This is a genomic window from Planctobacterium marinum, assembly GCF_036322805.1.
Lineage (GTDB): Bacteria > Pseudomonadota > Gammaproteobacteria > Enterobacterales > Alteromonadaceae > Planctobacterium > Planctobacterium marinum_A.
On sequence record NZ_AP027272.1, the window covers coordinates 2,044,687 to 2,068,698 of the forward strand.

Genomic DNA, 24,012 nt, shown 5'->3' on the forward strand with positions numbered 1-24,012 from the left:
TGAAAGGATATGTCCAGACGAAACTGGTTAGAACAGAATTTGGATTTAGAAATAAAAAACGCCAGACATTGTCTGGCGTTCTTATTTGGCTGGGGTAGCTGGATTTGAACCAACGAATGGCGGGATCAAAACCCGCTGCCTTACCGCTTGGCTATACCCCAATAGATAACAGCATACGCTGCTATCTAAAAAAGGTGGCTGGGGTAGCTGGATTTGAACCAACGAATGGCGGGATCAAAACCCGCTGCCTTACCGCTTGGCTATACCCCAACAATGTATGGTGCGGAAGGAGAGACTCGAACTCTCACGCCGTGAAGCACTGGAACCTAAATCCAGCGTGTCTACCAATTTCACCACTTCCGCAGAATTTGGTGGCTAAGGCGGGACTCGAACCTGCGACCCCATCATTATGAGTGATGTGCTCTAACCAGCTGAGCTACTTAGCCTTTAACCCGACCTCTCGTCGAGTGGCGCGTATTATGCTCATCTCCCTTAATCAGGTCAACCCCTTTTTATGACAAATTTATTAACTGCTGATGATATGTACAAATCGTGCAAAAACTAGCGGTTTTGTGGCGGAAAATTAACCTCTTGGTCAGAAACGGAAGGTAAAACCCACAATAATCAGGTTTTAATTTGGCAGAAAATATCAAAATGAAACCTGAAATAGCTCTATTTTCTAAAAAATAGGCGTTTATCTGCGATTTATTGCGATTTTAAATCTAAAAAATATAACTAATAATAATTTCACTGAAATTAACAACACAGTGAGACCGTATTATGAGCAATGTATTAGTCGTGAATAGCAGTATTAATGGTGAACAGGGGAACTCTAACAAACTTGTGCAGAGCTTTATTGATGCTCTGGCTGCGAAAGAGAATATTACCCTTCAGGAACTGGATTTAAATAAAGAACAATTGGGGCATTTAACTTCCGAAGAAATGCAAGCCTGGATGACAGCAGCTGAGCAACGCAGCGAACAGCAACATCAGTTAGCTAGCATATCTGACAATTATGTAGAGCAAGTGAAAAAAGCCGACACCTTAGTACTGGGCGTACCTATGTACAACTTTGGTATTCCTTCGGCGCTAAAAGCTTGGATCGATCGCATTGCCAGAGCAGGGGTTACCTTTAGATATACTGAAAATGGCCCTCAAGGTTTGTTGAGCGATAAAAAAGTATATGTGTTGGCTGCTCGTGGCGGCATGTATGCCGGCACGCCAAAAGATACTCAGACAACTTACCTGAAAGACTTTTTCGCTTTTGTTGGCCTAACTGATGTTGAATTCGTTTATGCGGAAGGGTTAGCGATGGGGGAAGAGTCAGCATCTGGAGCTTTTGCACAAGCAAATGAAAAAATTATTGAACTAATTGGTCAAAGAGGTGCCTAAATTATTGCAGTTAGCAAAGCTGACGTTGTTATCTCCCCGATAGCAGCTCCGTTAGCTAAAGTGTGTTCCAAGTTGAGTGTGCTTATTGCCCCGTTTTGTATAACGGGGCTTTTTTTTGCTCGTAAATTAGTTTACTTGGGCAAGGCGCTATTGATATCGTCAATAAATTTTTGATCTTGCGGCTTGGTATAAGAAGTGTAGCTAGTGATGTTTTTGCCATCGCTGTCTATCAGATACTTATAAAAGTTCCATTTTGGTGCAGTACCAGTGGCTTTGGCTAGTTGACGAAATAGGGGATCAGCATCGTCACCTCTAACATGCAGCGGTTCAAACATTGGAAATTTAACACCATAGGTTAACTCACACAGTTCTGCTGTTTTAGCTTCGTCTTCATCTTCTTGATTGAAATCATGGCTAGGGAAACCCAGCACCACTAATCCTTTGTCTTTGTATTCAGAGTACAGGGCTTCCAAACCCTCAAATTGTGGGGTAAAGCCACAATAGCTAGCGGTATTAACGATGAGTACAGCTTTGTTGCCAAATTCAGCACACAAGTTGACAGTTTCCTGGCTATTCAATTTGCGCTTTAAGTGCTTAAGCGGAGCAGCGCAATCAGAGGCCTGCACCGGACCGACTGAAAGAACGGAAAATAAAATAAGACTGAGGATTTTTTTCATTGGTGAGATCTCTTTGTTTTGTTTAGCAATGGTACTTCATTTATCCAACGTCGGATCAATTGTTAGATTATTTGTGATTATCGTAAGACCGTTTGCAACTAAGTTAGATTGCAGCTTTAATTAGCTGCGATAAAAAATCAATAAACGACGGAATATTTATGTTCTCCAGGAAATTTAAATTAACACTTTTATCAGCCACTGCTGTGTTAGTAACAGCCTGCGGTGCCACGGCTGACAGTACTGTTTCGGCCTCTGCCTTGGCGATGCAGCCTACCGCTGTGCCACCTGTTATTGCGCAAATGGCGAATCAGGCAGAACCAAAAGGCATTACATTAGAAAAAATTATGTCGGATCCTGATTGGTTAGGGCGTCAGCCGGGTAATTATTTTTGAGCTGATGATTCTCGCACTGTGTACTACAGTCGAAAGCAAGCAGGTACCCCGATTCACGACCTTTGGTCCTTAGACACTCAAAACACTAAAGCTGGAAATGGCCAAAAAGTAGCAATACAAGATCATTATTCTACCAGCGATGGATTAGTCTATTCAGCGGATCGGACCATCGTAGCCTGGATTGCTGACAACAGTGTTTACAGTAAAAATTTAGCAACTGCACAAGTACAGCAGCATACCCAGCACCTTGGCTCGCCATATGATCTAAAATTCAGTTCTTCAGGCGACCTGATTTATTCAGATGCGGGAGCGGTGTACCTGATATCCATGGAGAGTGGTAAAGTATCGCAACTACTGGCCTGGCACTATGCCAATGAGCCTCAGGCACTGGAAGAGCCGGCAGATTATATTGCTGAAGAGCAAATTAAACTCATCCAATATGTGGCATCTGAGCGCGACAAGCGCAAACAGCGCTTTGAGCACAATAAAGCCGTTAAGCAGTCGAATCCCACGGTTAATCAAAACGTATTCTATTTTGATAGTAGTATGGAACTGGTAGAAGTCAGCGTATCCCCAGACCTTAGCAAAGCTATCGTGGTTAATCGTCAATCAGGAGAGTCTCGCTCCGATGACGATATCATGCCCAACTACATCAAAGAGAATGGTCGCATAAAAGCTGAATCCGTAAGGGCCAGAGTGGCGGATGCCGAACCGGTTGAACATCAAGTCTGGTTCTTGGATCTCAACACTCAGGAAAAACACAAGCTGGGATATGACGCCCTTGATGGTTTTGATGAGGATGTATTGGCTAGTGTTAAGGCAGAAAATGCTGCCCGTAAAGGTGAAGAATACAAGAGTGAAAAGGCGCCCAGAGCCATTGGTTTAATGGTGGACTGGTACTGGGACCAAAGTGCCATTCAATGGAATGCTGAAGGAACAAACGTGGCTATCATGCTGGAGGCATGGGACAACAAAGACCGTTGGATCGCAACAGTGGACTGGCAGGACAAGGTATTGCAACAGCAACATCGATTGCATGATAACGCCTGGATAAACTACAAATTTAATAGCTTTGGCTGGTTGAATAACAGCGATTCTCTGTTTTATCTGTCTGAGGAAACGGGGTTCGCGAACTTATTCACAAAGCCGCTCAACGGTAAAGCGAACAACCTTACGCCGGGTAGTTACGAAGTGGACGAGCTCACGCTTACCCGAGACGATAACTATATTTACTTTCAGGCCAATAAAAAGCATCCTGGCATCTATGAGATTTATCGAGTGGCACTGTCTACAGGCGAGATCGAAAGTTTAACCGACCTCAATGGCCAAACCTATTATGCGCTGAGCCCGGATGAAAAATCCTTGTTATTGCATCATTCTAAATTAACCCAACCGCCAGAGTTGTATTTACAATCTGCTCAGCCTCAAGCTGCTGTAACGCGTTTGACTCATACTGTAAGTGATGAATTTCTCGCTTACGATTGGGTGGCCCCACAAATTGTGCCTGTTGCATCAGATCACGTTGAGAGCCCGATATATTCGCGTATTTACATGCCTAAACGTCTGAATTCAGAAAAGCAATATCCGGCGGTAATCTTCAATCATGGAGCGGGTTATTTACAGAATTCCCATTTAGGTTGGTCGGGCTATTTCCGAGAGTTTATGTTCCACAGTTTCCTTGTACAACAAGGATACATAGTGATGGATATGGATTACCGCGCTTCAATGGGCTATGGCCGAGATTGGCGCACGGCCATCTATCGCCAAATGGGCACACCTGAAATTCAGGACTTGCAAGATGGCGTTGACTGGTTGGTGGAAAATGCTCGAGTGGATAGAGAAAAAGTGGGGACCTATGGTGGCTCTTACGGTGGCTTTATGACATTTATGGCGTTATTTACTCAGCCTGATTTGTTCCAGGCCGGTGCTGCGCTGCGTCCGGTAACCGATTGGGCTCATTACAATACGCCGTATACATCGAATATCCTGAACATTCCCGATGTCGATCCCATCGCCTTTGAGCGCAGCTCACCTATTTACTTTGCGGAAGGCTTGAATAAACCACTGTTGATCAATGCTCCGATGGTGGATGACAATGTCTTTTTTGTTGATGTGGTACGTTTGGTGCAACGTCTGATTGAGTTGAAAAAGGAAGATTTTGAAACGGCTATTTATCCGGTGGAACCCCATGGTTTCAGAGAGCCAACTTCCTGGCTGGATGAGTACCGACGCATTTACAAACTCATGGAAACCCATGTGAAATAGAGCGCAAAATAGTTTAGAAACTCAGGCACCTTCGGGTGCCTGTTTTATTTTTGCTAAAGGTTTAAATATGAAAGCACACAGCGTTCCGGCAATAGCACCAAACAAATGGGCATCAAAGGCGACGTTGGCCTCTATCAGCATGGCGGTATGTGCATCTCCTCCGGCGATTTGTTCATGTGTGATCTTTGCGATTATCGCGATGAGTAATAGCCAGCCCGTTGGATCTTTGTATTTGATATCCTGGAGCACTCCCCATACGAATAATCCGTGAATGACACCGGATAACCCCACATAAAGGGCAATATCTGAGAACAACAACATGGTTACAGAAATTGTGACTGCAATGCTGATGAACAAACCCAGTAACATGGCAGGTCGATAGTATTCACCGTGCAATGCCCACAGCAGAAACAGACCACCAACATTAAGGCACAAATGGTAAAAATTGGTATGTAATAGATGGCCGGAAATCGCTCTCCAATATTCACCAGCGGTAATCATCAGGCTATTGTAATTCAGTAAATGATGTACCGACTCATCTATGATGAATAAGACGGTGGCACAGATACCGATTTGCAAGAACATGAACCAATGTTCCATTTGCACGGGTAACTGAAATCTGGACATAAAATCGATTTTATCTCGGTAGCAATTGCATCACAGTGTTGCAGGGGTTATGTTGGCATACTCTAATTTAAACTTCAGTTTAACAGAATAACGGATCCCTATGTCACTGATTTTGATAGAAATACAACAGCACTGCTTGGTGCTTACCTTGAATCGTCCAGAAAAACGCAACGCCCTGAGCTCTGAGATGTATCAACAACTGGCCGATGCATTGAACGCCAATCGAGATAACGAACAGATCAAATCGGTACTGATTACCGGCGCTGGAGAGCATTTTACCGCGGGCAACGACTTGAGCCAATTTGCTAAAGTGCAAGGAAAAGATGAGTTGGCATCTACTTTGGCCTTTATGCAGGCATTATCCTCGTTTCCCATGCCAGTGATAGCGCAAGTACGAGGTATGGCGGTGGGGATAGGCACCACCATGCTTTTGCACTGCGACTTCGTTTACTGTGATAACACGGCGACCTTTTCACTGCCGTTTATTAATCTGGCATTAGTGCCGGAGTATGCATCGAGTTTACTATTGCCCGAATTGGTAGGGCACCGAAAAGCGTCAGAATGGTTGATGCTGGGCGAGTCATTTGATGCCGCGGAGGCGGAAAAGCACGGCTTGGTCAATAAAGTCGCAGCGGCACCGGATCTTCAAAGCACCTGTGCCAAAGTGGTTGCTGGCTTGGCCAAAAAACCAGCAATGGCGCTAAAGCAGACTAAAGCATTAATGAAATCTTCGACAGATAAAGTAAACTTGCACATAGATACTGAAATAGACGTTTTTGTTGAGCAGCTTAAGTCTGAAGCGGCAAAAGAGGCTTTTTCGGCTTTCCTGGACAAGCGCAAGCCAGATCCTACGAAGTACCGATAGCTTTATAAGGGCCTTTATCACACGATTGAGTTGTACAGATTGGTGTAAAATTATCACCTGCAAAAAGAGGATTTGTTGATTTGTTGAAAACCATCCTACCTGTTTTATTGTTGATTGTTGCCAACCAGGTAGCTTTTGCACAATCCAATAAAAAGCCGAGAGAAGACGGCGAGCCTGAAGCGGCCACAGGTTACAAAGCCAAAGCCGCGGTTTCAGGCGAAAAGTATATGGTAGTGGCTGCACACCCTTATGCGTCCTGGGTAGGTAAAAAAATCATCAATGAAGGCGGTAGTGCCATCGATGCGGCTATCGCAATCCAAGCTATGCTGACTCTGGTGGAGCCACAATCTTCTGGCATAGGAGGCGGCGCCTTTATCCTCTATTGGGACAACAAAAATAAACAACTTCATACCTTTGATGGTCGGGAAACTGCGCCTTCGGCCATTAGCCCGATTGAGTTTATGCGCGGCAATAAACCTATGCCCTGGAAAGAAGCCGTCGTCGGCGGTAGTTCGGTTGGCGTGCCCGGTGTGTTAAGAGCCCTGGAATTAGCGCACAGTGAATTTGGTGTATTGGACTGGCAACGGCTTTTCTTAGATGCCGCAGCCATTGCTGAAGAGGGGTTTCAGGTTACTCCTCGCCTGGAAAAGTTGGTGGGGCTGGATATCCATCCGGGACTTAAAAAATTCACCAATACCAATATTTATTTTTACCCGGGTGGTAAGCCGATAAAAGCTGGCTTTAAGCGCAAAAATGCCAAACTTGCTCGCACCTTTCACGGTATTGCGCTGGAAGGTGCAGATTATTTTTATAAAGGAGAACTGGCAAGTCGCATCGCTAAAACAGTGCAAAATTCTTCTATCAGGCCTGGTAAGCTTAGCGCTAAAGATATCGCCGATTATGAAGCGGTAAAACGGGATCCGATTTGTGGTTTGTACAAGCGGTTTAAAATATGCGGCATGGCACCACCGGCTTCGGGTGGCATTTCGGTATTGCAGATTTTAAAAATGTTGGAAGGGTTTGAGATGCAAAATTATTCCCCCAACAGTGTCGAAGCGATTCATTTGTTTACGCAGGCTTCGAAACTGGCGTTTGCCGACAGGAATACCTACATTGCTGATATCGATTTTACCCGTTTACCCGTCGCTGCTTTGATTAATCAAAGTTATCTTTCTCGTCGTGCAGAGCAGATATCGCTGAACAGTAACATACGTTACGCACGGCCAGGCCCTGCTTACTCTGAAGCTTTTTTACAAAATGACGGTGCCTATGAGCTGCCTAATACCAGCCATATTTCCATCGTAGATAAACAAGGCAACGCGGTCTCCATGACCACCAGTATTGAATATGCCTTCGGTTCGGGGTTAATGGTAGAAGGCTTTCTTTTGAATAATCAGATGACGGATTTCAGCTTTAAACCTTCTAAAGGGGTAACCAGAGTCTTGAACCGGGTTGAGCCTGGCAAACGTCCCAGAAGCTCCATGTCGCCAACAATGGTATTTGATGAGAATGATAACCTGGTATTAGTTATTGGTTCTCCAGGCGGCAGTCGTATCATCAATTATGTGGCTCATACCATTATGGCGGTGTTGGATTGGGAACTGGATGTTCAACAGGCGATTAGCTTGCCTAGATTTACCAATCGCAATGATTATACCGCGCTTGAAAAGGGTACTGCACTTGAAAAGTTGGCTGAAGAGCTCAAAGAGAAAGGCCATCAAAAACTTAAAGTCATCGATTTAAATAGTGGTTTACACGGCATTCAGATAAAAAACGGACGACTGATAGGTGGGGCTGACCCAAGAAGGGAAGGCATTGCTGTAGGGCAATAGTGCAAACGCAGTACAATTCTTAACAAGGAGATTTTATGTGGGAATACAAAATCATCGACTCTAACAGTGTTGAAAAAGCTGGTTTCCTCAAAGGACGGACATTGGAAGCGGTAGAGGCTTACTTAAATGAATTGGGACAGGATGGCTGGGAGATTATTGATCTGGATTTTAATATGGATCCTACTTTACCTGGTGGTCCAACTCATTTCCTTGGCGTGGCAAAACGCAAAAAGTAAGACGTCACGGCACAACAACTGTAAAAGTGTTTTGTTCAACGTATTCAGCAGGATAAGCATGAGCGTGGCAATGCGCTTTTACCCATAACGCAATTATGGGAAATACATTGGCACCCATCACTAGCCAAATTTATCCGCTAAAATGGCTTCTACTACCCATTTGCCATCCTCCTTGATCATCTGAACCGTGCGCAACTCATCAACGACATTGCCTTGATAGTTTCCAGTGAAAAAGACCGAAACTTTTTGACGGGTGGCGAACTCAGAGCGGCCCACTGAATCTCCGGCATCGATTTCCATAATCACTTCGCCGTCATAGCGCAAATTAATCAGATGTCGTGCCACATTGGTGGAGGTGTGATAAGACTTCATCAGACGCTGCATTCGTGGAGATGCGTGTTTTAGTGCGGTTTGAAAATCGTTGCGATTGTAAATGCTGTCAAAAAAGATAAGTGCCGACATGTCAGCGCTGTTATTGATCTCTGACGAGTCAAAATTGTTATCGCACGCACTTAACAAAATTACTAAAAAGGGAATGATGAGAGCCAGTTTTTTCATACAACCTAAACACGCTGTCAGTAGTTTCAGGCTCATATAGTCTGAGTTTTTCTCCCAAAAGTAAAGGGAGGCTGAGCGCCTCCCATAAATTTAATATTAGAGTTGTATTATTGCTCTAATTCACTTTCTGAAAACAGACCTGCAAATAGCGGACTTGAGAGATAACGCTCAGCTGAGCTTGGCATAATCACGATGATATTTTTACCTTCATTCTCCGGGCGTGCAGCAATTCGCTCTGCTGCTACCACAGCTGCACCAGATGAAATACCTGCCAGGATGCCTTCTTCCTTCATCAAACGGTGGGCCATAGCAATGGCATCGTCGTTGCTGACTTGTTCTACCTCGTCCACTAAATCAAGGTCAAGGTTGCCAGGGATGAATCCCGCACCAATACCCTGGATTTTGTGAGGTCCCGGGGTTAGTTCTTCACCTGCTTTAGCCTGAGTGATTACAGGTGAGTCAGTAGGCTCAACAGCAACAGTTGTAATTGCCTTTCCTTTAGTCTCTTTAATGTAGCGACTAACACCCGTAATTGTACCACCGGTACCCACACCTGCGATAAAGATATCAATGTTGCCATCGGTATCTTCCCAGATTTCAGGACCTGTGGTTTTCTCGTGAATTTCAGGGTTGGCTGGGTTATCAAACTGTTGCAGCAAAACATACTTATCTGGATCCGAGGCAACAATCTCCTGGGCCTTTGCTACTGCACCTTTCATGCCTTTGGGAGGCTCTGTTAATACTACGTTTGCACCCAAGGCTTTTAATAATTTTCGACGTTCCAAACTCATGCTTGCAGGCATGGTTAATGTGAGTTTGTAACCTCTGGATGCGGCCACAAATGCCAGAGCAATACCCGTGTTGCCTGAGGTAGGCTCTACCAGCTCTTTGCCCTCGGTCAAAATGCCGCGTTTTTCGGCATCCCAAATCATGTTAGCGCCGATACGGCATTTAACACTGAAGCTGGGGTTTCTGGATTCCATTTTTGCGTAAACATTACCTTGGGTAACGCGATTAAGCTTAACTAGCGGTGTACCACCGATAGATTGTGAATTATCTTCAAAAAACTTCATAATATGTCCTTGAAATACTGGCATTTATAATTTTCAGGTGAACAGGGCATAATAACGCCTGAACACGATTAGCATTAGATTAGGCCGATTTGCTTAAAACGAAAGTGTATTTTGCTATAACTTATTGTTAAATTTTTTGAAATTAAAATTCTTTGGAGAAAAGATGTCCTTTCAGGGTTCAGAAAACTACCTTGCTACAAAAGACTTGCAAATGGCTGTGAATGCGGCCATCACGCTGGAAAAGCCACTTCTAATCAAAGGTGAGCCCGGAACCGGGAAAACCGTATTAGCTCAAGAATTGGCTGATAGCCTGAATGTCCCTTTGCTGCAATGGCACATTAAGTCCACTACCAAAGCACAGCAAGGCTTGTATGAATATGATGCGGTTTCTCGCTTAAGAGACTCGCAACTGGGTGATGACAAAGTGCACAACGTTGCCAATTACATTGTAAAAGGCAAGTTATGGCAGGCGTTTGAAAGTGAACAAAGAGCGGTATTGCTAATTGATGAAATAGACAAAGCTGATATCGAGTTTCCCAATGATTTGCTGCAGGAACTGGATAAGATGGAGTTTCACGTTTATGAAACTCAGCAAACCATAAAAGCAGTACAACGTCCCATTGTGATTATCACCTCAAATAATGAAAAGGAATTACCAGATGCGTTTTTGCGCCGTTGTTTCTTTCACTACATTAGTTTTCCATCCGAGGACGAAATGCGTCAGATCGTGCAATTGCACTATCCTGATTTGAAAAAATCATTGCTAAATCGCGCTTTAGAGTCGTTTTTTAACTTGCGAGATATCCCCGGTTTGAAGAAAAAACCGTCAACATCAGAACTGTTAGACTGGTTAAAGCTGTTAGTGGCGGAAGATATCTCAGAAGATGTCTTGCATGACAACAACACTAAAAAAGCCATACCACCGCTTTATGGCGCATTACTAAAGAACGAACAAGATATTCACTTGTTTGAAAAGCTGGCATTTATGGCTCGCCGCTAATGCTTATACCGTTCTTTTTCAAATTGCGAGAGTATCAGTTGCCGGTTTCTTTGCGGGAGCTGCTGGATTTGCTCAATGCTCTAGACAACAACCTGGCCTTTGCCGACCTGGATGGTTTTTACCATTTGGCGCGGGTCTGTTTAGTGAAGGATGAAGCCAATTTTGACAAGTATGACAGAGCTTTTGCTGATTATTTTAGAGGCATTCAGTCGATTGACCTGTTGGGTGAGGAAATACCTGAAGAGTGGTTGCGCAAAGAATTTGAGCGATTATTTAGCGATGAAGAAAAAGCGCAAATAAAAAAGCTCGGTGGCCTTGAAGAGTTAATGAAAACGCTGAAAAAACGCCTCGAAGAGCAACAAAAAAGACATCAGGGTGGCAATAAATGGATAGGCACTGGTGGTACATCTCCTTTCGGCTCTGGTGGTTACAATCCTGAAGGTGTACGTATTGGTCAGGAGGGAAATGGTCAATTTTCGGCGGCTAAAGTCTGGGATAAGCGCGAGTTTAAAGATCTGGCCAGTGACGTTGAATTAGGTACTCGCAACCTGAAAGTAGCGCTACGCAAGCTTCGCCAATTCGCCAGAACTGGCGCTCAGGAAGAACTGGATATGGCCGGAACCATAGGTGCTACGGCTAAAAACGCGGGCTATCTGGATATCAAGATGATGCCAGAGCGTCACAATGCCATCAAAGTGCTGTTGTTTTTTGATGTCGGCGGCTCTATGGATGCCCATATTCAGGCTTGTGAAGAGTTGTTTTCAGCCGCTCATGCCGAATTTAAACATCTGGAGTTTTTCTATTTTCACAATTGTATTTACGAGGGGGTCTGGAAGGGCAATAGTCGTCGTCGAAAAGAGACGATTTCTGTCTGGGACATCATTCACAAATACGGTAGCGAATACAAAGTGATTTTTGTCGGTGACGCCACTATGGGGCCTTACGAAATCACCTATCCGGGTGGCAGTGTCGAACATTGGAACGAAGAAGCGGGTGCTGTCTGGATGAATCGACTGTTGCAACACTTTAATAATGCTATTTGGTTGAACCCACAGCCAGAGCAATACTGGTCCTATTATGCTTCGGTGAAAATCATGCACGAGCTCATGGAAGCTCGCATGTTTCCCTTAACTCTGACTGGCATCAGTAACGGCATTAAGGAATTGCTTTAAAGCAGCTGCCGAAGGTTAATTCACCATAAATCGCGTGTAAATCCAATCCAGATTCTGCAGTATTATCTCTTTGCCATGGATCTCCAGCGAGTTTATCAGCTCACTCATGGCCGAAGGGGTAAGTGCAGACTGGAATATTGATGCTTGTGCTTTGTGGCTAATATGCCAGGGTTCAAATGCGACACCATCTGCTCTACCAGTGAAAGGGCAATAGAAGCCGTAATCCTCGAGGTGGGCGTCCATCCATCGTTTCAGGCGTCCACAGGGGCCGGTGCTTTCGTATTCTTGCGGAACCAATTGTAGAGCAGCAGCACTATCTTGTATTGCCGGGGCGTCATAAACGTCAACATCTGTTCCCCAATGATGACGACTAGAACCGGGCAATGCTGACCAGATTAAGATGGTTTGCAACTTTTGTTGGTCGTCTAGCAGAGCGATATCGCACTGGTTGCCATCTCTATCCAGCACCGGCCGTAATCCATCCCATTTTTCGTTCCAGATGGTTAATTGTCGCTCCACCGAGCGGTAGCTACTGGCGATATCTAAACTGACCCCCGCTTTGCCGGCGGCTTGCTGCAGTTTAAGAAAATCCGTCACAACCGCCTCGTGCAGCTGGTGTTTACCATCAATGGTGACTAAGGGCAGGTGATTTAGTAGTTGCATCAAGTTCAGTCTAATAGCAGTTCCATCAGAATAGCTTCGTACATCAGAGCCAGTTGCTCAAGGTCTGCCATACGCACGCATTCGTTAACTTTGTGGATAGTGGCGTTTACCGGGCCCAACTCAATGACTTGCGCACCTGTCGGAGCGATAAATCGGCCATCAGAGGTGCCGCCTGCCGTTGACAGCTGTGTGGCTTTTCCTGTCACCGACTGGATAGCCTTTTGCGTTGCGGCTACCAATTCTCCTGAGGAAGTTAAAAATGGCTGGCCGTTAAAGGTCCATTTAATGTCATACTCCAGGCCGTGTTTGTCCAGTATTTCTCTGGTTCTGGCTATGAGTTGCTGATCAGTGACCTCAGTGGAAAAACGAAAATTAAAGCAGATATCCAAGTGACCGGGAATCACGTTACCCGCGCCTGTACCCGCGTGTATATTGGAAATTTGAAAGCTGGTTGGTGGGAAAAACTCGTTGCCTTCGTCCCATGTCGTTGCGCTTAACTCCGCCAGCGCAGGGGCTGCAATATGTACCGGGTTTTTCGCTAAATGAGGGTAGGCCACATGGCCCTGAATTCCCTTGATGATGAGATCACCAGTTAGGGAGCCGCGCCGTCCGTTTTTGACGATGTCTCCCACATGTTCGGTACTCGATGGCTCACCCACCAGACACCAGGTGATTTTTTCGTTGCGAGTTTCCAGGGTATCAACCACCCGCGTGGTACCGTTGATAAAGGGGCCTTCCTCATCACTTGTGATGAGAAATGCAATACAACCTGTGTGTTCAGGATGTTTTTTCACAAAGCGTTCAGTGGCAACTAGCATGGCTGCCAGGCTACCCTTCATGTCTGCAGCACCACGCCCAAATAAATATTCACCGTCTTCAGTAGCATTAAATGGCGGATGTTGCCAATTGGCTTCCGGGCCGGAAGGCACCACATCAGTGTGACCTGCAAAGCAAAACAGCGGGCCTTCACTGCCGCGTCGAGCCCACATATTGGTGGTATCTTCAAATACCAGCTGCTCAATATTAAAACCGAGTTTACTGAGTTTTTGCGCCATCATTTCCTGGCAGCCAGCATCTTCCGGCGTTACAGAGCGACGATTTATCAGGTCTTTGGTGAGATCAATTACATTACTCATCTGCTAAAGCGCTCATCAAGTTGCTTGGCTGAAAAGCCCAAAATGTATTCGCCATCCACTTCAATGATGGGGCGTTTTATCATGGCCGGGTGTTGCAGTAAAAGCTCTGCGACATTGTCGCGCGATACCGCGGCTTTTTGCTCATCACTTAACTGTCGCCATGTAGTACCACGCTTGTTCAGCACTTGCTCCCAATCCAGCTTATTTAGAACCGTATCTAACCAGTCTTTATCCAGACCATCTGCTCGGTAATCGTGAAACTCAAAATCTACCGATTTTTGTTCAAAATACTTTTTGGTTTTTTTAATGGTGTCACAGTTTTTAATACCGAATATGGTCAGCATGTTGGTTCCTGTTAATTACTACTGGGATTTAAATATAGAGATCCATCAATACATCCTCACTGCTTCTCACCTGTCGGTAGTGGGGACGAATGCCTGAGAGGCGGTCACTGTTTAGTATGGTGATGGCGGCAAGGGGAGAATTCAATGTGTCTTTCATTTTTCGCAAATTAAAATCTAAAATAGGCTCACCGGCAGCAATACTGTCTCCGGTTTTGGCATAGTGCTTAAAACCGTTGCCCATCATGATTTCTGGGTTCTGTCCCAACTGGATTTGCATGCGAATACCTTGTGCAGATTTAATGCGCAATTGCTCAGATGTGGGGTAAAGCTGCTCAATAATACAGTCAAAAGGGGCTACAACCTGATAACCGCTAAGCTCCAGTGCCACCCCTTCGCCAAACATCCTCTGAGTAAAAAGTTTTTGAGGATAATTATTTAACGGTAATACCTTGCCATTAACGGGTGACAAAACAGGGATGTGTTTCTTAAATTCAACATCATCTTCAGAGTCGATGAGTCGCCCATAAAGCAGATTCATAAAATGACTTTATAGCCGTCCTTCTCCAGTGCTTCCGCTGCGTTATTCAGGTCGCGCTCTTTCACCAGGAAATAATCGGTTTCAAAGGTTGAAACCACAAAAATACTCACCTTGGCTTTAGCCAAAACATTGCCAATTTGTGCCATTATACCCACCATTGATAACTCAAGAGGGCCGAGTACCTCTAAAGCTCGCCAGTCGCCATCGGATTCTTCGGAATCCACGATCACGGTTTCAGGCACCACAATTGACAGTTCGTCATTGGTTTTACCAATAAAAAATACTGAAGCATTAAATACCTGACGTGGTACTTCTGCATCAGCGGCCAAACTATGGACTGTGAATACTTGTGGTAATGTGGCGAGTGTTTGTTTTGGCATAACATGTCCTTTGCGAATCTTGTAAGATTGTGCGCAACCTTGCAAAAGAGTTCAAGTAAAGATTCAGTTGTGAATAACTTAAGTGGATAAGTGTAGTTATTCACAAAGTTTGTGGGTAACTTTGGGGGTAATCACTGTTTAACTTGTTAAGTTGTTGAAATGTAAGCTTTATTTGTTGTGGTGTGATTTTAAACAATCCACAGATGTCTTGTTTTTTTTATGATCAATGTGCCTGTTTTTTGATTAACAGGTTAAGATCAGTATCAAAATAGTTTGCTTAGAGATTGAATGAAAACTGTATTAAATGTGTACGCTGGCCCCCGCGCCATGCAAATGCTCAAAGTTTATGGCTTTAATCCCGATCTATTCCATACGGTGCTTGGTGCATCGGGGGGACCAAAATGGTTTGTATTGGCAGGTATCGATAGAGTATTGATATCGGAGTTTTTTAGAGACCGACAGCAGCCACTCAATATGGTGGGCTCTTCAGCAGGTGCATTTCGCTTTGCTTGTTTGACTCAACCGGATCCGGTGAGCGCGATTAATCGCTTAGCCAAAGAATATTCAGAAACGGTTTATAGTGATAAACCAACCATTGATGAAATCTCCGATAAAGCGGTAGCCTTGCTAGAAAACATGTTGCCAAGGGAAAATCGCCAGCATGTTGTCGATAACCCGATATTTGTTGCCCATCTTATTGCTGCCCGTTGTCGTGGTCTGTTGGCGCCGGAGCGCAAATCAATACAATATCCGGGACTACTGGTGAGTGCAGTTGCCAATGGCCTGAGTCGACGCTATCTGGACAAATTTTACGAACGCTTTGTCTTTTCAGGTAATCAGCAGCCACTCAGTTTTGAAGACCCAGCCGGATTGCATACTCAGCATGTAAAACTAACCGAAAATAACATTATTGATGCGCTATTAGCCTCGGGTGCTATTCCTGGTGTATTGCGCGGGATCCCGGATATTGAAGGGGCTGGTAAAGGCATGTTCCGCGATGGCGGTGTCACCGATTATCATTTTGACTTGCAGTTTAAATCTACAGCGAGACCGGATGAGCAAAACACAGCTGCTCACCAACAAGTGAATAACGATTTGGTATTGTTTCCGCATTTTTTTGCGGTTCCCAAGCCCGGGTGGTTTGACAAGTCTTTACCCTGGCGACATCCACATCGAAGTAGTTATGATAATGTGGTGATGGTAGTGCCGTCCGATGAATTTGTGGCCTCTTTGCCTTTCGGCAAGATCCCAGACCGCCATGACTTCACTAAGATCCCAGTTAATGAAAGATTGCAATATTGGAAAACCGTTTTATCGGAAACCGATAGGCTTGGCGAGGCGTTTATGGCTCTGCAAAACCCGGCACAACTGCAAAGTGTATTGCAACCCTTACCCTTTAAACTGAGTTAAAAGATTGAGCGTCCTAATTCGCTGGTGAATATCGACAACGCCTCGCTGCCTGCCAGTGAGTTACCAAAGTGGTTGAGCTCTGGAGACCAGACGCAAACACTGCACTCGCCGGGAACGATGGCCACAATGCCACCGCCGACGCCGCTTTTACCGGGTAATCCTACCCGGTAGGCAAAATCGCCAGCTTGATCGTATAAGCCGCAGGTGGCGAGTAGGGCATTGAGTTGTTTGCTTTGCCGCGAACTGACCACTTGGCTTTGGGTAATCGCAGACTTTCCTTGGTTGGCCAAAAACGAAAACGCCTTGGCCAGTTCAATACAGGACATTTCCACCGCACAGGCATGAAAATATACCTTAAGTACCTGTTGCACGTCATTTTCGAAGTTGTTGAAGGATTTCATCAAATGCGCCATGGCAGCATTGCGATCACTAAACTCTCTTTCTGATTTAGCCACGATGCGATTGGAGCTGATGCTTTTGGTGCCGCATAGATCCCAGAGTAATTCCTTAAGCCTTTGTTTTGGCGCTGAGAGACGGGTTGTCAGCAAGTCGCAGACTTTTATCGCACCTGCATTAATGAAAGGGTTTCGGGGAATACCTTTTTCTAATTCCAACTGAATGAGGGAGTTAAAGGCCTGGCCTGAAGGCTCACGGCCTACCTTTTCCCACAAAGCTTCGCCATAGATATTAAAAGCCAGGGTCAGGTTTAGCACTTTGGAGATACTTTGAATAGAAAAGGCTTCGTTGGCGTCACCTGCTGAATAGATATTGCCGTGGATATCACAGATGGCCATGCCTAGTTTATTGCCGCTGACTTTAGCCAGTGCCGGAATATAATCCGCCACTGCGCCTTTACCCAAAAGAGGGCGCACCTGTTCTAAAATGGCATCCAGGTCCAGTTCATGGCAGTCCAGGCATTGACTCATGTTCACAACTTTAATTATGGGGAAGTGAGCGAGTTATAAACCTGAAGATTTTGACATGCAAGTAAAGATTCCACACTTCTGCGAGAAGTGCGGGGCTGGTTTGACCATAGGCAACGATGTTTGCTTAAAACTTGCTCGAACTCACCGCTCAAATAAAAAATCGCTTGCACCCAAACCAGCAGAGCGCTAACATACGCGCCGCTTCGAGATACAGGCAATTCATGCTAAATCTCAGTACAGTGCGTCCGTAGCTCAGTTGGTTAGAGCACCACCTTGACATGGTGGGGGTCGGTAGTTCGAGTCTACTCGGACGCACCAATTTTTGAAAAACCTTATCTTCTGCCTAGATTACCGTTATTTCCATTGTTGCGGTTATTTCCACCACGATTGGCATTGTTGCCTTGATTCCTTTGTTGTCGCCCATTGTCTCCTGTGGTACCCAGTGCTGCGTGTGTGTCGGGCGAAAGATCTCTTCTCATAGGACGTCCGCCACGGTCTGATACCTGATGAGCATACGTGGTACCATCGGCATTTTGGTGAAAATGTAATTGTGATTCTCCACGTCTTACTGTTTGAACTTCTAGATTATTATTCCCTCTGGCGATTCTTTGCCTTGGTACAGAACCGGGGGCTAAAGCATTTTCTCCGCGCGTAGAAACTCTGCTACCCACGGTTGCTCCCCATTGGGTATTGTCTAAAGTCTCTCGTCGAGGGTTATTTTGCTGTCTTCCCAGCTGTCCCTGTTGTTGATTTTGCTGTGGCGCACCTCTTTGGCCATTCTGTTGCCGTTGAGCTTGCTGTTGATTCGGTCTTGGAGGTGGTGCATTGTGCAATCGTGGCTGTTGCTGGTTTTGTTGTGGCGCACCTCTTTGGCCATGCTGTTGTCGTTGCGCTTGCTGCTGATTTGGTCTTGGTGGTGGCGCATTTTGCAGACGCGCCTGTTGTGGTTGGTTTTGTTGAGGCCTGGCATTTTGAGCGTGTTGCTGTCGTTGACCTTGCTGTGGTTGCTGCGCCTGAGGACGTGGGGCATTGTTTATCGGTGCATTATTAGGCGGTTGATTATTACGCGGTTGATTAGGTTGCCGATTCCTTCCTGCCATGCCAGTCTAAAATGCCTTGGTGGTGCGCAATTAATACACCAATGTGGCCTCTAAACGTCCCTTTTGTCAAGTTTTAAATATAGATTCAGAGCAGAGTCAAAAGCTAAAAGAAAAAAAACGGCGTATACTTTTTAATGCAAGATGGATTGAATGAGATGAGCCGCATCAATCTCAGAGTTGCTGCGGCTTGAATATAGCTTTTTTATTACTGCGCTTGACTGCTTTGTGTTCTGTTTCCAGAATTAGGTTTTCTCTGCCAAGGGCTATTATTGCCTTGCTTATTTCCACCTGCTTCAGCTTTAGCTTTATTCGGACGTCGGCGTTTTCTCGCTGAAGGTGAGGCCTTTGCCGCCGGGTTGCCGTTTCTACTGTCAGGTTTGGCATTTTTCGAAGGACTGGCAGGCAGTGCCTGGCCGGGTTCGAAGCCTTCGATAACTTGTTTCGGTATTCTTAGTTTAATAAAGCGCTCTATGGCGTGTAGCTGGTCGTTTTCAGCATGGCACACGAAAGAGATAGCACGACCGTTTTTACCGGCGCGCCCTGTTCTGCCAATACGGTGCACGTAGTCTTCACAGACATTAGGTAAATCGTAGTTAACCACGTGCGGTAATTCGGCAATATCAATGCCTCGGGCGGCGATATCGGTGGCTACCAAGACTTGTATCTTGTTGTCTTTAAATTGGGCCAGCGCTTTGGTTCTTGCGCCCTGGCTCTTATTGCCGTGGATGGCCGCTGCAGGAATGCCTTTTTTCACCAGATCGGTAGTCAGGCGATTAGCACCGTGCTTAGTACGGCAGAATACCAGCACCTGAAACCAGTTTTCACTTTTTACCAGGTGCACCAATAATCGTGTTTTTTTGTTTTTGTCCACCGGGTGAACACACTGCTCAATTCGGTCAACGGTAGAGTTTTCTGCCGCAACAGATACTTCAACGGGGTTGTTCACCAGGCGTTTTGCCAGCTCTCGAATTTCCTTGGAAAAGGTGGCTGAAAACAACAGGTTTTGACGTTTCTTAGGCAATAACGCCAATATTTTTTTAATATCGTGAATGAAACCCATGTCCAGCATGCGATCCGCTTCATCTAATACCAGGGTTTCTAGTTGTTGAAACTTGATGGCATTTTGTTGATAGAGGTCTAACAAACGGCCCGGTGTTGCGATAAGCACATCGGTACCTTTGCGCAATTTCATCATTTGCGGATTGATTTTAACGCCGCCGAATACAACGTTGTAGTTCAGGTCCAGCTGCTTACCATATTTCATAACATTATCGGCAACCTGGGCGGCGAGTTCACGTGTGGGGGTAAGTACCAAGGCTCTCACCTGATTGTGGCTTGCACGCTTTTTACTGCTGGATAAATTGTGCAACAAAGGCAAGGTAAATGCCGCCGTTTTTCCCGTTCCGGTTTGAGCCGCAGCCATCACATCTTTGCCTTCTAATACTGCCGGAATGGCCTGTTGCTGAATTTCTGAAGGCGTTTCATAACCGTGCTGTTTGAGAGCTGAGAGGAGCGGGGGGCAAAGTGCCAGTGAATCAAATGTCATTATATAAGTATCTAACCAAGGTAAATGAACCAAAATTGTTTTGGTACCCTCGCAACGTGCGAAGGGCCGGGGAGAATACAGGAGTCAGCAGATAAAAGCGAATTATTGTTTAATATTTCGGCAAATAATTCTACAGGCAGCAAGCTTTGCTCTCACCAATGAACGACAAAAATGCTATCATTGGCCATTGAGGTTTTTAGCCGGAATTAAAACGTGAGTATATTGATACGCAATTTACCAAAAACTTTTACAGAGACAGAGTTAGAAGCGTTGTTCTCCCCCTTTGGTGAGATAAGTAAATGTGACCTGGTTATGGATAAGGTTACAGGGCAAACCAAAGGCTTTGGTTTTGTTGAGATGGCTGATGCTGATGCAACAGATAAAGCAATAAAAACGCTCAATGCCACCGATATAGATGGCCAACGCATCCGCGTTAAATGGTCGAATCAGGAAAAGAAAAACCCTGTAGAACGTCAAGACGAGCCTGCTGAAAATACGATAGCAAAAGACTACAGCGGTGTTTGGGAAAGTGCCAAAAGCCGAGTGAAAATTGAGGATGACAATGAGCAGTAACGACCCTTTACATGGTGTTACGCTAAAGATGATGCTTGAAGAGTTGCATCAGTCTTTGGGTTGGGATGGCCTAAGTGCTCGTATCAATATTAATTGCTTCAAAAGTAATCCCAGTATCAAGTCCAGTCTTACCTTTTTGCGCCGGACGCCTTGGGCACGAGAAAAAGTGGAGTACCTGTATCTCAAGAGCAAAGGTGTAAAAACGAAGCAAAGCAAATCCACAAGTCACTCCACTAAAGTGGACCCTTGGGCGAAAGCAAAACAGGCGATCACCAAATAAAACAATTACTGAACCTCGAATTAGTGTTACAACATTCGCCTTCATTATTGCCTGTTGCTGCTGTGATTATTTCTGATTTTATGAAGATTGATGAATCTTCCTGAAATCTGAAGTCGTACTGAGCATCAGTATTTTAGGTGAGCCGCTTGCAAATTAACCTCTTTGCTGCTTGCTAATTAATTTAAGTTGTTGAATTCAAAAAATAATATGCATTTGAAATGTGTGGTTTTATCTGCATTTTTCCATGATGTTTCATGTATCTCCAGTCATTAAAGATCATCTTTTGGGGCCCTGATTTCGGCCCGTTGACAGGCTGAAAAACTATCACATAATCCTTGAAAAGCCATCAAGGATTTTGGGTTATGTCACATTTTCAGAAAGTCAGCATAGATGAGCTACAAACTGGCATGTTTGTAGAAGCTGTTGTTCGCCAGACAGGGAATCTGAAAATAACGAGCCAGGGCACCATCAAAAGTGAGAGTGTTGTACAGTGGCTCAAAGATAAAGGCATTCTGGAAGTCGTGGTGGATACCAGTAAATGCATTCGCCAAAACAATTGTTATGTAGCCAATGATAAGATTGAAGATACAGAGCCTCAAACAGCTTCAAATAGTCCTGTCGATTTCAAACTAGAAATTAAACGGGCGTCCTCCTTATACAAAAACGCTAAAAATATTCAAAAGCGCCTTTTCTCTGCCATAGATAAAGGCTTGGAGTATAACCTTAATGCAACGCAGAAAATCGTATCCGCTGTAAGCGACTCACTTGATCGCAATTCTAACGCTTTATTGTGCATGACTCAGATGCGAGAAAAGGGCAGTTATTTATATGAACACTCCGTAAATTGTGGGGTGTTGATGGCGGCTTTTGCCAAAGCAATGGGCTTTGACGCAAAACTAGTACAGGATCTAACCTTCGCCGGGTTATTACACGATGTTGGTATGGTGAAAATTCCCTCCAAGATCTTAAATAAAGATGGCAAATTAAGTGCGGCTGAGCAAAAAGTAGTGCGGCAGCACGTTAAAGTTTCAGTTGCCTTATTGTGCCCGTTTAAAGAAGTCAACGAAACTGTACTCGATACCATACGATCTCACCATGAACGCATGGACGGTTCAGGTTATCCCTTGGGATTACACGGCGAAAAAATTAATTTATACAGTCGCATGCTGGCCATTGTCGATGCTTATGATGCCATGGTTTCTGAACGAGCTCATAAGAAACCCATTCTGGCTGCGAACGCCTTGAAGTTGTTGCTTAAGTACTCTGAGTCTAAGTATGACAGGGAATTAGTTTGCAAGTTTATTAAATGTGTAGGTGTTTACCCAATAGGGTCACTGGTAAAATTGAAAAGTGAAAAAATTGCGGTAATAACCGACCTCAATAGTGATATGGTTTTTAGACCAAAAGTTACGGCCTTTTATTCTACGCGTTCTAACCATTTTCTGGCCAAGAAATATATCGATCTTGGTTTGCATCGCTCAGAAGAGATATCAGAACCAACCTCAGCGCGCACTTATCGCATTGATTATGAAAGATTTTTTGTAGAGCAGCTGCAAGCAGTCTAATTTAGCATCTAAGCTTTCCAAGCTTTTGGAATCGCACTACTGTTGTTAGTTGATTGTATAATGACTGGGTGAAACAAAATATCCATGTCTTGAGTACAAATTGTTACGCAATATTTGTTCTTTAAAATCAAATAAATATCTCATACTTTGGCTCTAATAAGTACAGTTATCACTAATTGCTAGTGCAATCCTTAACAAAGCGAGCTAATATTGCTGCTCGTAAGTTGTAGCGGGGGCGAAAGTGATGGCAGTCATGGATGAAACAAAACAAGATGAAGTGCTCTATCGCGAATACATTAAAACTTTGTCTGTTGGCACCGCGCTGAACAATTATCTTAAAGCCCTCTTCTACGAACCATTGAGTCTGTTGCACGTAGGCTTCCTTTTATTGATCAAAACTCCACTTATGTTATCAGTACCAGGTAAAGTCGCCTTGTCCTGGCAAGTGTATTGTATGGGGATAAAAGCGCTGCCTATCAGTTATTCTGTAGCCAAAAAAGAGCTGTTCTTGAAACTTTTCAAACGATGATCGCCCGGTGTGCTTTCATCAAGTGATTAATGTTTCATTGGGTGATTAAAAAGCCACTTAAATTAAAAATAAAAATCGCATTGATAGCAATTTTTAACTAATCAGCTTTGTATGCGGTAACTATTTTGAAATAAAAAAGCCTGATTTTAACCAACGTGTTTTTACGTCGCTTTGCCACGAATCATAAACTTTGCTGTAAGGCTCTCTGGTCAATTGACTGATATGCTCAAGAGCGTGTGATATTGAGCTGGTCTCCTGTAGCTTTTTCAAAAACTCAAAATGGACTTGGGTAAGCGGATAAGTTGTTACATAGAAGTCTTTACGCACAAGTACAATCCAGGAATTTTCTTTTGCTGGAAAAGCACAATCTGAATTTTGTTTACAGTTGTGATAGTACCAACCCACCGGATATTGATAATGTGCCAAAGCCAGGCAGGGTTGTAAAACCAGCTTCTCGTCTGGTGTATTCAATGCTGGCCACTCTTTTCCTTCGTGTCCGGGCGCATCAAATAAGCTAAAGTGCAACTGTTCATATCTGGCCAGTTCCACCATAAAATCAATCCAACTTTCCTTTTCGGTTTGTTCCTTGTCTGGTCGATTTGTCTCCAGAAACAGTGCAAAACGTTTTCCCAAATCGTATAACGTGTAGCTATTAGAGGGATACTCTGTAAGAAATAGTTGAGCAAACTGCTCGAACAATGATTCACCTAACGCAGTATTCAGCGCGGGGAACTGCTCAGCAAGACATTTTGTTAATCGGGTGATGTAACCATTTTGATAAATACTCAAACACTGAGCCGGGCTTAAGTTGGCTCCGGAGGCTATCAAACGCTCGGTTTCATCGAGAGAATTGTTATCTGGCTGAATAAGGGCGTTTAACATCCACTCCTGTAGCGCAGAATTTATTGGGGGATTATTTGGGTTCACATCCTA

General features: G+C 44.6%; 24 protein-coding genes, 5 tRNA genes and 1 pseudogene. 13 read left to right on the top strand and 17 right to left on the bottom strand.

The window, feature by feature from the left end:
• Positions 1-86: 86 nt before the first annotated feature.
• The 4 genes from AABA75_RS09130 to AABA75_RS09145 form a co-directional block, all read right to left on the bottom strand.
• Positions 87-161, bottom strand: a tRNA-Gln gene (locus AABA75_RS09130).
• A 34-nt stretch (positions 162-195) separates the two neighbouring features.
• A tRNA-Gln gene (locus AABA75_RS09135) sits at positions 196-270 on the bottom strand.
• Between the two features lie 8 nt (positions 271-278).
• Positions 279-363, bottom strand: a tRNA-Leu gene (locus tag AABA75_RS09140).
• Between the two features lie 6 nt (positions 364-369).
• A tRNA-Met gene (locus tag AABA75_RS09145) sits at positions 370-446 on the bottom strand.
• A 334-nt stretch (positions 447-780) separates the two neighbouring features.
• Between AABA75_RS09145 and AABA75_RS09150 the strand changes: the two genes are divergently transcribed.
• A complete protein-coding gene (locus AABA75_RS09150) occupies positions 781-1,392 on the top strand; it encodes an FMN-dependent NADH-azoreductase (RefSeq protein WP_338292306.1) in 612 nt (203 codons plus the stop codon).
• 131 nt (positions 1,393-1,523) lie between these two features.
• Here the strand turns inward: AABA75_RS09150 and AABA75_RS09155 are convergent, their stop codons facing one another.
• The gene (locus AABA75_RS09155; RefSeq protein WP_338292307.1) at positions 1,524-2,069 is read right to left on the bottom strand and encodes a glutathione peroxidase; all 546 of its coding nucleotides are present in this window, start codon (positions 2,067-2,069) and stop codon (positions 1,524-1,526) included.
• A gap of 158 nt (positions 2,070-2,227) precedes the next feature.
• Between AABA75_RS09155 and AABA75_RS09160 the strand changes: the two are divergent.
• A pseudogene (locus tag AABA75_RS09160) lies at positions 2,228-4,726 on the top strand (prolyl oligopeptidase family serine peptidase).
• A 21-nt stretch (positions 4,727-4,747) separates the two neighbouring features.
• On the opposite strand, the gene rrtA reads toward AABA75_RS09160, so the two are convergent.
• Positions 4,748-5,353: a rhombosortase gene (rrtA, locus tag AABA75_RS09165; protein ID WP_338292308.1), complete on the bottom strand. Its 606-nt coding sequence runs from the start codon at positions 5,351-5,353 to the stop codon at positions 4,748-4,750.
• 100 nt (positions 5,354-5,453) lie between these two features.
• Between rrtA and AABA75_RS09170 the strand changes: the two genes are divergently transcribed.
• The 3 genes from AABA75_RS09170 (at position 5,454) to AABA75_RS09180 (ending at position 8,286) form a co-directional block, all read left to right on the top strand.
• Complete coding sequence (locus AABA75_RS09170) at positions 5,454-6,218, top strand: enoyl-CoA hydratase (RefSeq protein ID WP_338292309.1); 765 nt, start codon at positions 5,454-5,456, stop codon at positions 6,216-6,218.
• An 83-nt stretch (positions 6,219-6,301) separates the two neighbouring features.
• The gene (gene ggt, locus AABA75_RS09175; protein WP_338294830.1) at positions 6,302-8,050 is read left to right on the top strand and encodes a gamma-glutamyltransferase; all 1,749 of its coding nucleotides are present in this window, start codon (positions 6,302-6,304) and stop codon (positions 8,048-8,050) included.
• A 35-nt stretch (positions 8,051-8,085) separates the two neighbouring features.
• Positions 8,086-8,286 (top strand): DUF4177 domain-containing protein, encoded by a 201-nt coding sequence (locus tag AABA75_RS09180; RefSeq protein WP_338292310.1) that lies wholly within the window; start codon positions 8,086-8,088, stop codon positions 8,284-8,286.
• Positions 8,287-8,406: 120 nt separating this feature from the next.
• On the opposite strand, the gene AABA75_RS09185 is transcribed toward AABA75_RS09180, so the two are convergent.
• Positions 8,407-8,844 (bottom strand): hypothetical protein, encoded by a 438-nt coding sequence (locus tag AABA75_RS09185; protein WP_338292311.1) that lies wholly within the window; start codon positions 8,842-8,844, stop codon positions 8,407-8,409.
• Between the two features lie 107 nt (positions 8,845-8,951).
• Complete coding sequence (gene cysK / locus AABA75_RS09190; protein ID WP_338292312.1) at positions 8,952-9,917, bottom strand: cysteine synthase A; 966 nt, start codon at positions 9,915-9,917, stop codon at positions 8,952-8,954.
• A 163-nt stretch (positions 9,918-10,080) separates the two neighbouring features.
• Here cysK and AABA75_RS09195 point away from each other — a divergent pair, with 163 nt between their 5' ends.
• Positions 10,081-10,917, top strand: coding sequence for an AAA family ATPase (locus tag AABA75_RS09195; protein ID WP_338292313.1), 837 nt, complete (start codon positions 10,081-10,083; stop codon positions 10,915-10,917).
• Positions 10,917-12,089, top strand: a complete 1,173-nt coding sequence (locus AABA75_RS09200; protein WP_338292314.1) for a vWA domain-containing protein — start codon at positions 10,917-10,919, stop codon at positions 12,087-12,089. Before AABA75_RS09195 ends, AABA75_RS09200 begins: the two co-directional genes overlap by 1 nt.
• 15 nt (positions 12,090-12,104) lie before the next feature.
• Here the strand turns inward: AABA75_RS09200 and AABA75_RS09205 are convergent, their stop codons facing one another.
• The 5 genes from AABA75_RS09205 to AABA75_RS09225 are packed head-to-tail and all read right to left on the bottom strand — an operon-like array spanning position 12,105 to position 15,150.
• Complete coding sequence (locus AABA75_RS09205; protein ID WP_338292315.1) at positions 12,105-12,752, bottom strand: M15 family metallopeptidase; 648 nt, start codon at positions 12,750-12,752, stop codon at positions 12,105-12,107.
• Between the two features lie 5 nt (positions 12,753-12,757).
• The gene (gene dapE / locus AABA75_RS09210) at positions 12,758-13,888 is read right to left on the bottom strand and encodes a succinyl-diaminopimelate desuccinylase (protein WP_338292316.1); all 1,131 of its coding nucleotides are present in this window, start codon (positions 13,886-13,888) and stop codon (positions 12,758-12,760) included.
• Positions 13,885-14,232 (bottom strand): ArsC family reductase, encoded by a 348-nt coding sequence (locus AABA75_RS09215; RefSeq protein WP_338292317.1) that lies wholly within the window; start codon positions 14,230-14,232, stop codon positions 13,885-13,887. Before AABA75_RS09215 ends, dapE begins: the two co-directional genes overlap by 4 nt.
• A gap of 28 nt (positions 14,233-14,260) precedes the next feature.
• Positions 14,261-14,770, bottom strand: a complete 510-nt coding sequence (locus AABA75_RS09220) for a PTS sugar transporter subunit IIA (protein WP_338292318.1) — start codon at positions 14,768-14,770, stop codon at positions 14,261-14,263.
• Positions 14,767-15,150, bottom strand: coding sequence for an ACT domain-containing protein (locus tag AABA75_RS09225; RefSeq protein ID WP_338292319.1), 384 nt, complete (start codon positions 15,148-15,150; stop codon positions 14,767-14,769). The genes AABA75_RS09220 and AABA75_RS09225 overlap by 4 nt, the downstream gene beginning before the upstream one ends.
• Positions 15,151-15,438: 288 nt before the next feature.
• Between AABA75_RS09225 and AABA75_RS09230 the strand changes: the two genes are divergently transcribed.
• The gene (locus AABA75_RS09230) at positions 15,439-16,560 is read left to right on the top strand and encodes a patatin-like phospholipase family protein (RefSeq protein WP_338292320.1); all 1,122 of its coding nucleotides are present in this window, start codon (positions 15,439-15,441) and stop codon (positions 16,558-16,560) included.
• On the opposite strand, the gene glsB is transcribed toward AABA75_RS09230, so the two are convergent.
• Entirely contained in the window at positions 16,557-17,486 is a 930-nt protein-coding gene (glsB, locus tag AABA75_RS09235) for a glutaminase B (RefSeq protein ID WP_338292321.1), read from the bottom strand. The two genes, AABA75_RS09230 and glsB, sit on opposite strands and share 4 nt — an antisense overlap.
• A 241-nt stretch (positions 17,487-17,727) precedes the next feature.
• On the opposite strand from glsB, the gene AABA75_RS09240 reads away from it, so the two are divergent.
• Positions 17,728-17,804: transfer RNA gene (locus AABA75_RS09240), tRNA-Val, on the top strand.
• A gap of 14 nt (positions 17,805-17,818) precedes the next feature.
• Here the strand turns inward: AABA75_RS09240 and AABA75_RS09245 are convergent.
• Together AABA75_RS09245 and AABA75_RS09250 are read right to left on the bottom strand one after the other, a co-directional pair.
• Complete coding sequence (locus AABA75_RS09245) at positions 17,819-18,586, bottom strand: hypothetical protein (protein WP_338292322.1); 768 nt, start codon at positions 18,584-18,586, stop codon at positions 17,819-17,821.
• A 205-nt stretch (positions 18,587-18,791) separates the two neighbouring features.
• The gene (locus tag AABA75_RS09250) at positions 18,792-20,132 is read right to left on the bottom strand and encodes a DEAD/DEAH box helicase (RefSeq protein ID WP_338292323.1); all 1,341 of its coding nucleotides are present in this window, start codon (positions 20,130-20,132) and stop codon (positions 18,792-18,794) included.
• A gap of 213 nt (positions 20,133-20,345) precedes the next feature.
• Between AABA75_RS09250 and AABA75_RS09255 the strand changes: the two genes are divergently transcribed.
• The 4 genes from AABA75_RS09255 (at position 20,346) to AABA75_RS09270 (ending at position 23,079) form a co-directional block, all read left to right on the top strand.
• Positions 20,346-20,705, top strand: coding sequence for an RNA recognition motif domain-containing protein (locus AABA75_RS09255; protein ID WP_338292324.1), 360 nt, complete (start codon positions 20,346-20,348; stop codon positions 20,703-20,705).
• Entirely contained in the window at positions 20,695-20,985 is a 291-nt protein-coding gene (locus AABA75_RS09260) for a VF530 family DNA-binding protein (RefSeq protein WP_425325570.1), read from the top strand. The genes AABA75_RS09255 and AABA75_RS09260 overlap by 11 nt, the downstream gene beginning before the upstream one ends.
• A 362-nt stretch (positions 20,986-21,347) precedes the next feature.
• On the top strand, positions 21,348-22,550 hold the full coding sequence (locus AABA75_RS09265; protein ID WP_338292326.1) for an HD-GYP domain-containing protein: 1,203 nt from the start codon (positions 21,348-21,350) through the stop codon (positions 22,548-22,550).
• A gap of 244 nt (positions 22,551-22,794) precedes the next feature.
• Entirely contained in the window at positions 22,795-23,079 is a 285-nt protein-coding gene (locus tag AABA75_RS09270) for a hypothetical protein (RefSeq protein ID WP_338292327.1), read from the top strand.
• A 120-nt stretch (positions 23,080-23,199) separates the two neighbouring features.
• Here the strand turns inward: AABA75_RS09270 and AABA75_RS09275 are convergent, their stop codons facing one another.
• The gene (locus tag AABA75_RS09275) at positions 23,200-23,961 is read right to left on the bottom strand and encodes a DNA-binding domain-containing protein (RefSeq protein WP_338292328.1); all 762 of its coding nucleotides are present in this window, start codon (positions 23,959-23,961) and stop codon (positions 23,200-23,202) included.
• Between the last annotated feature and the right edge of the window lie 51 nt (positions 23,962-24,012).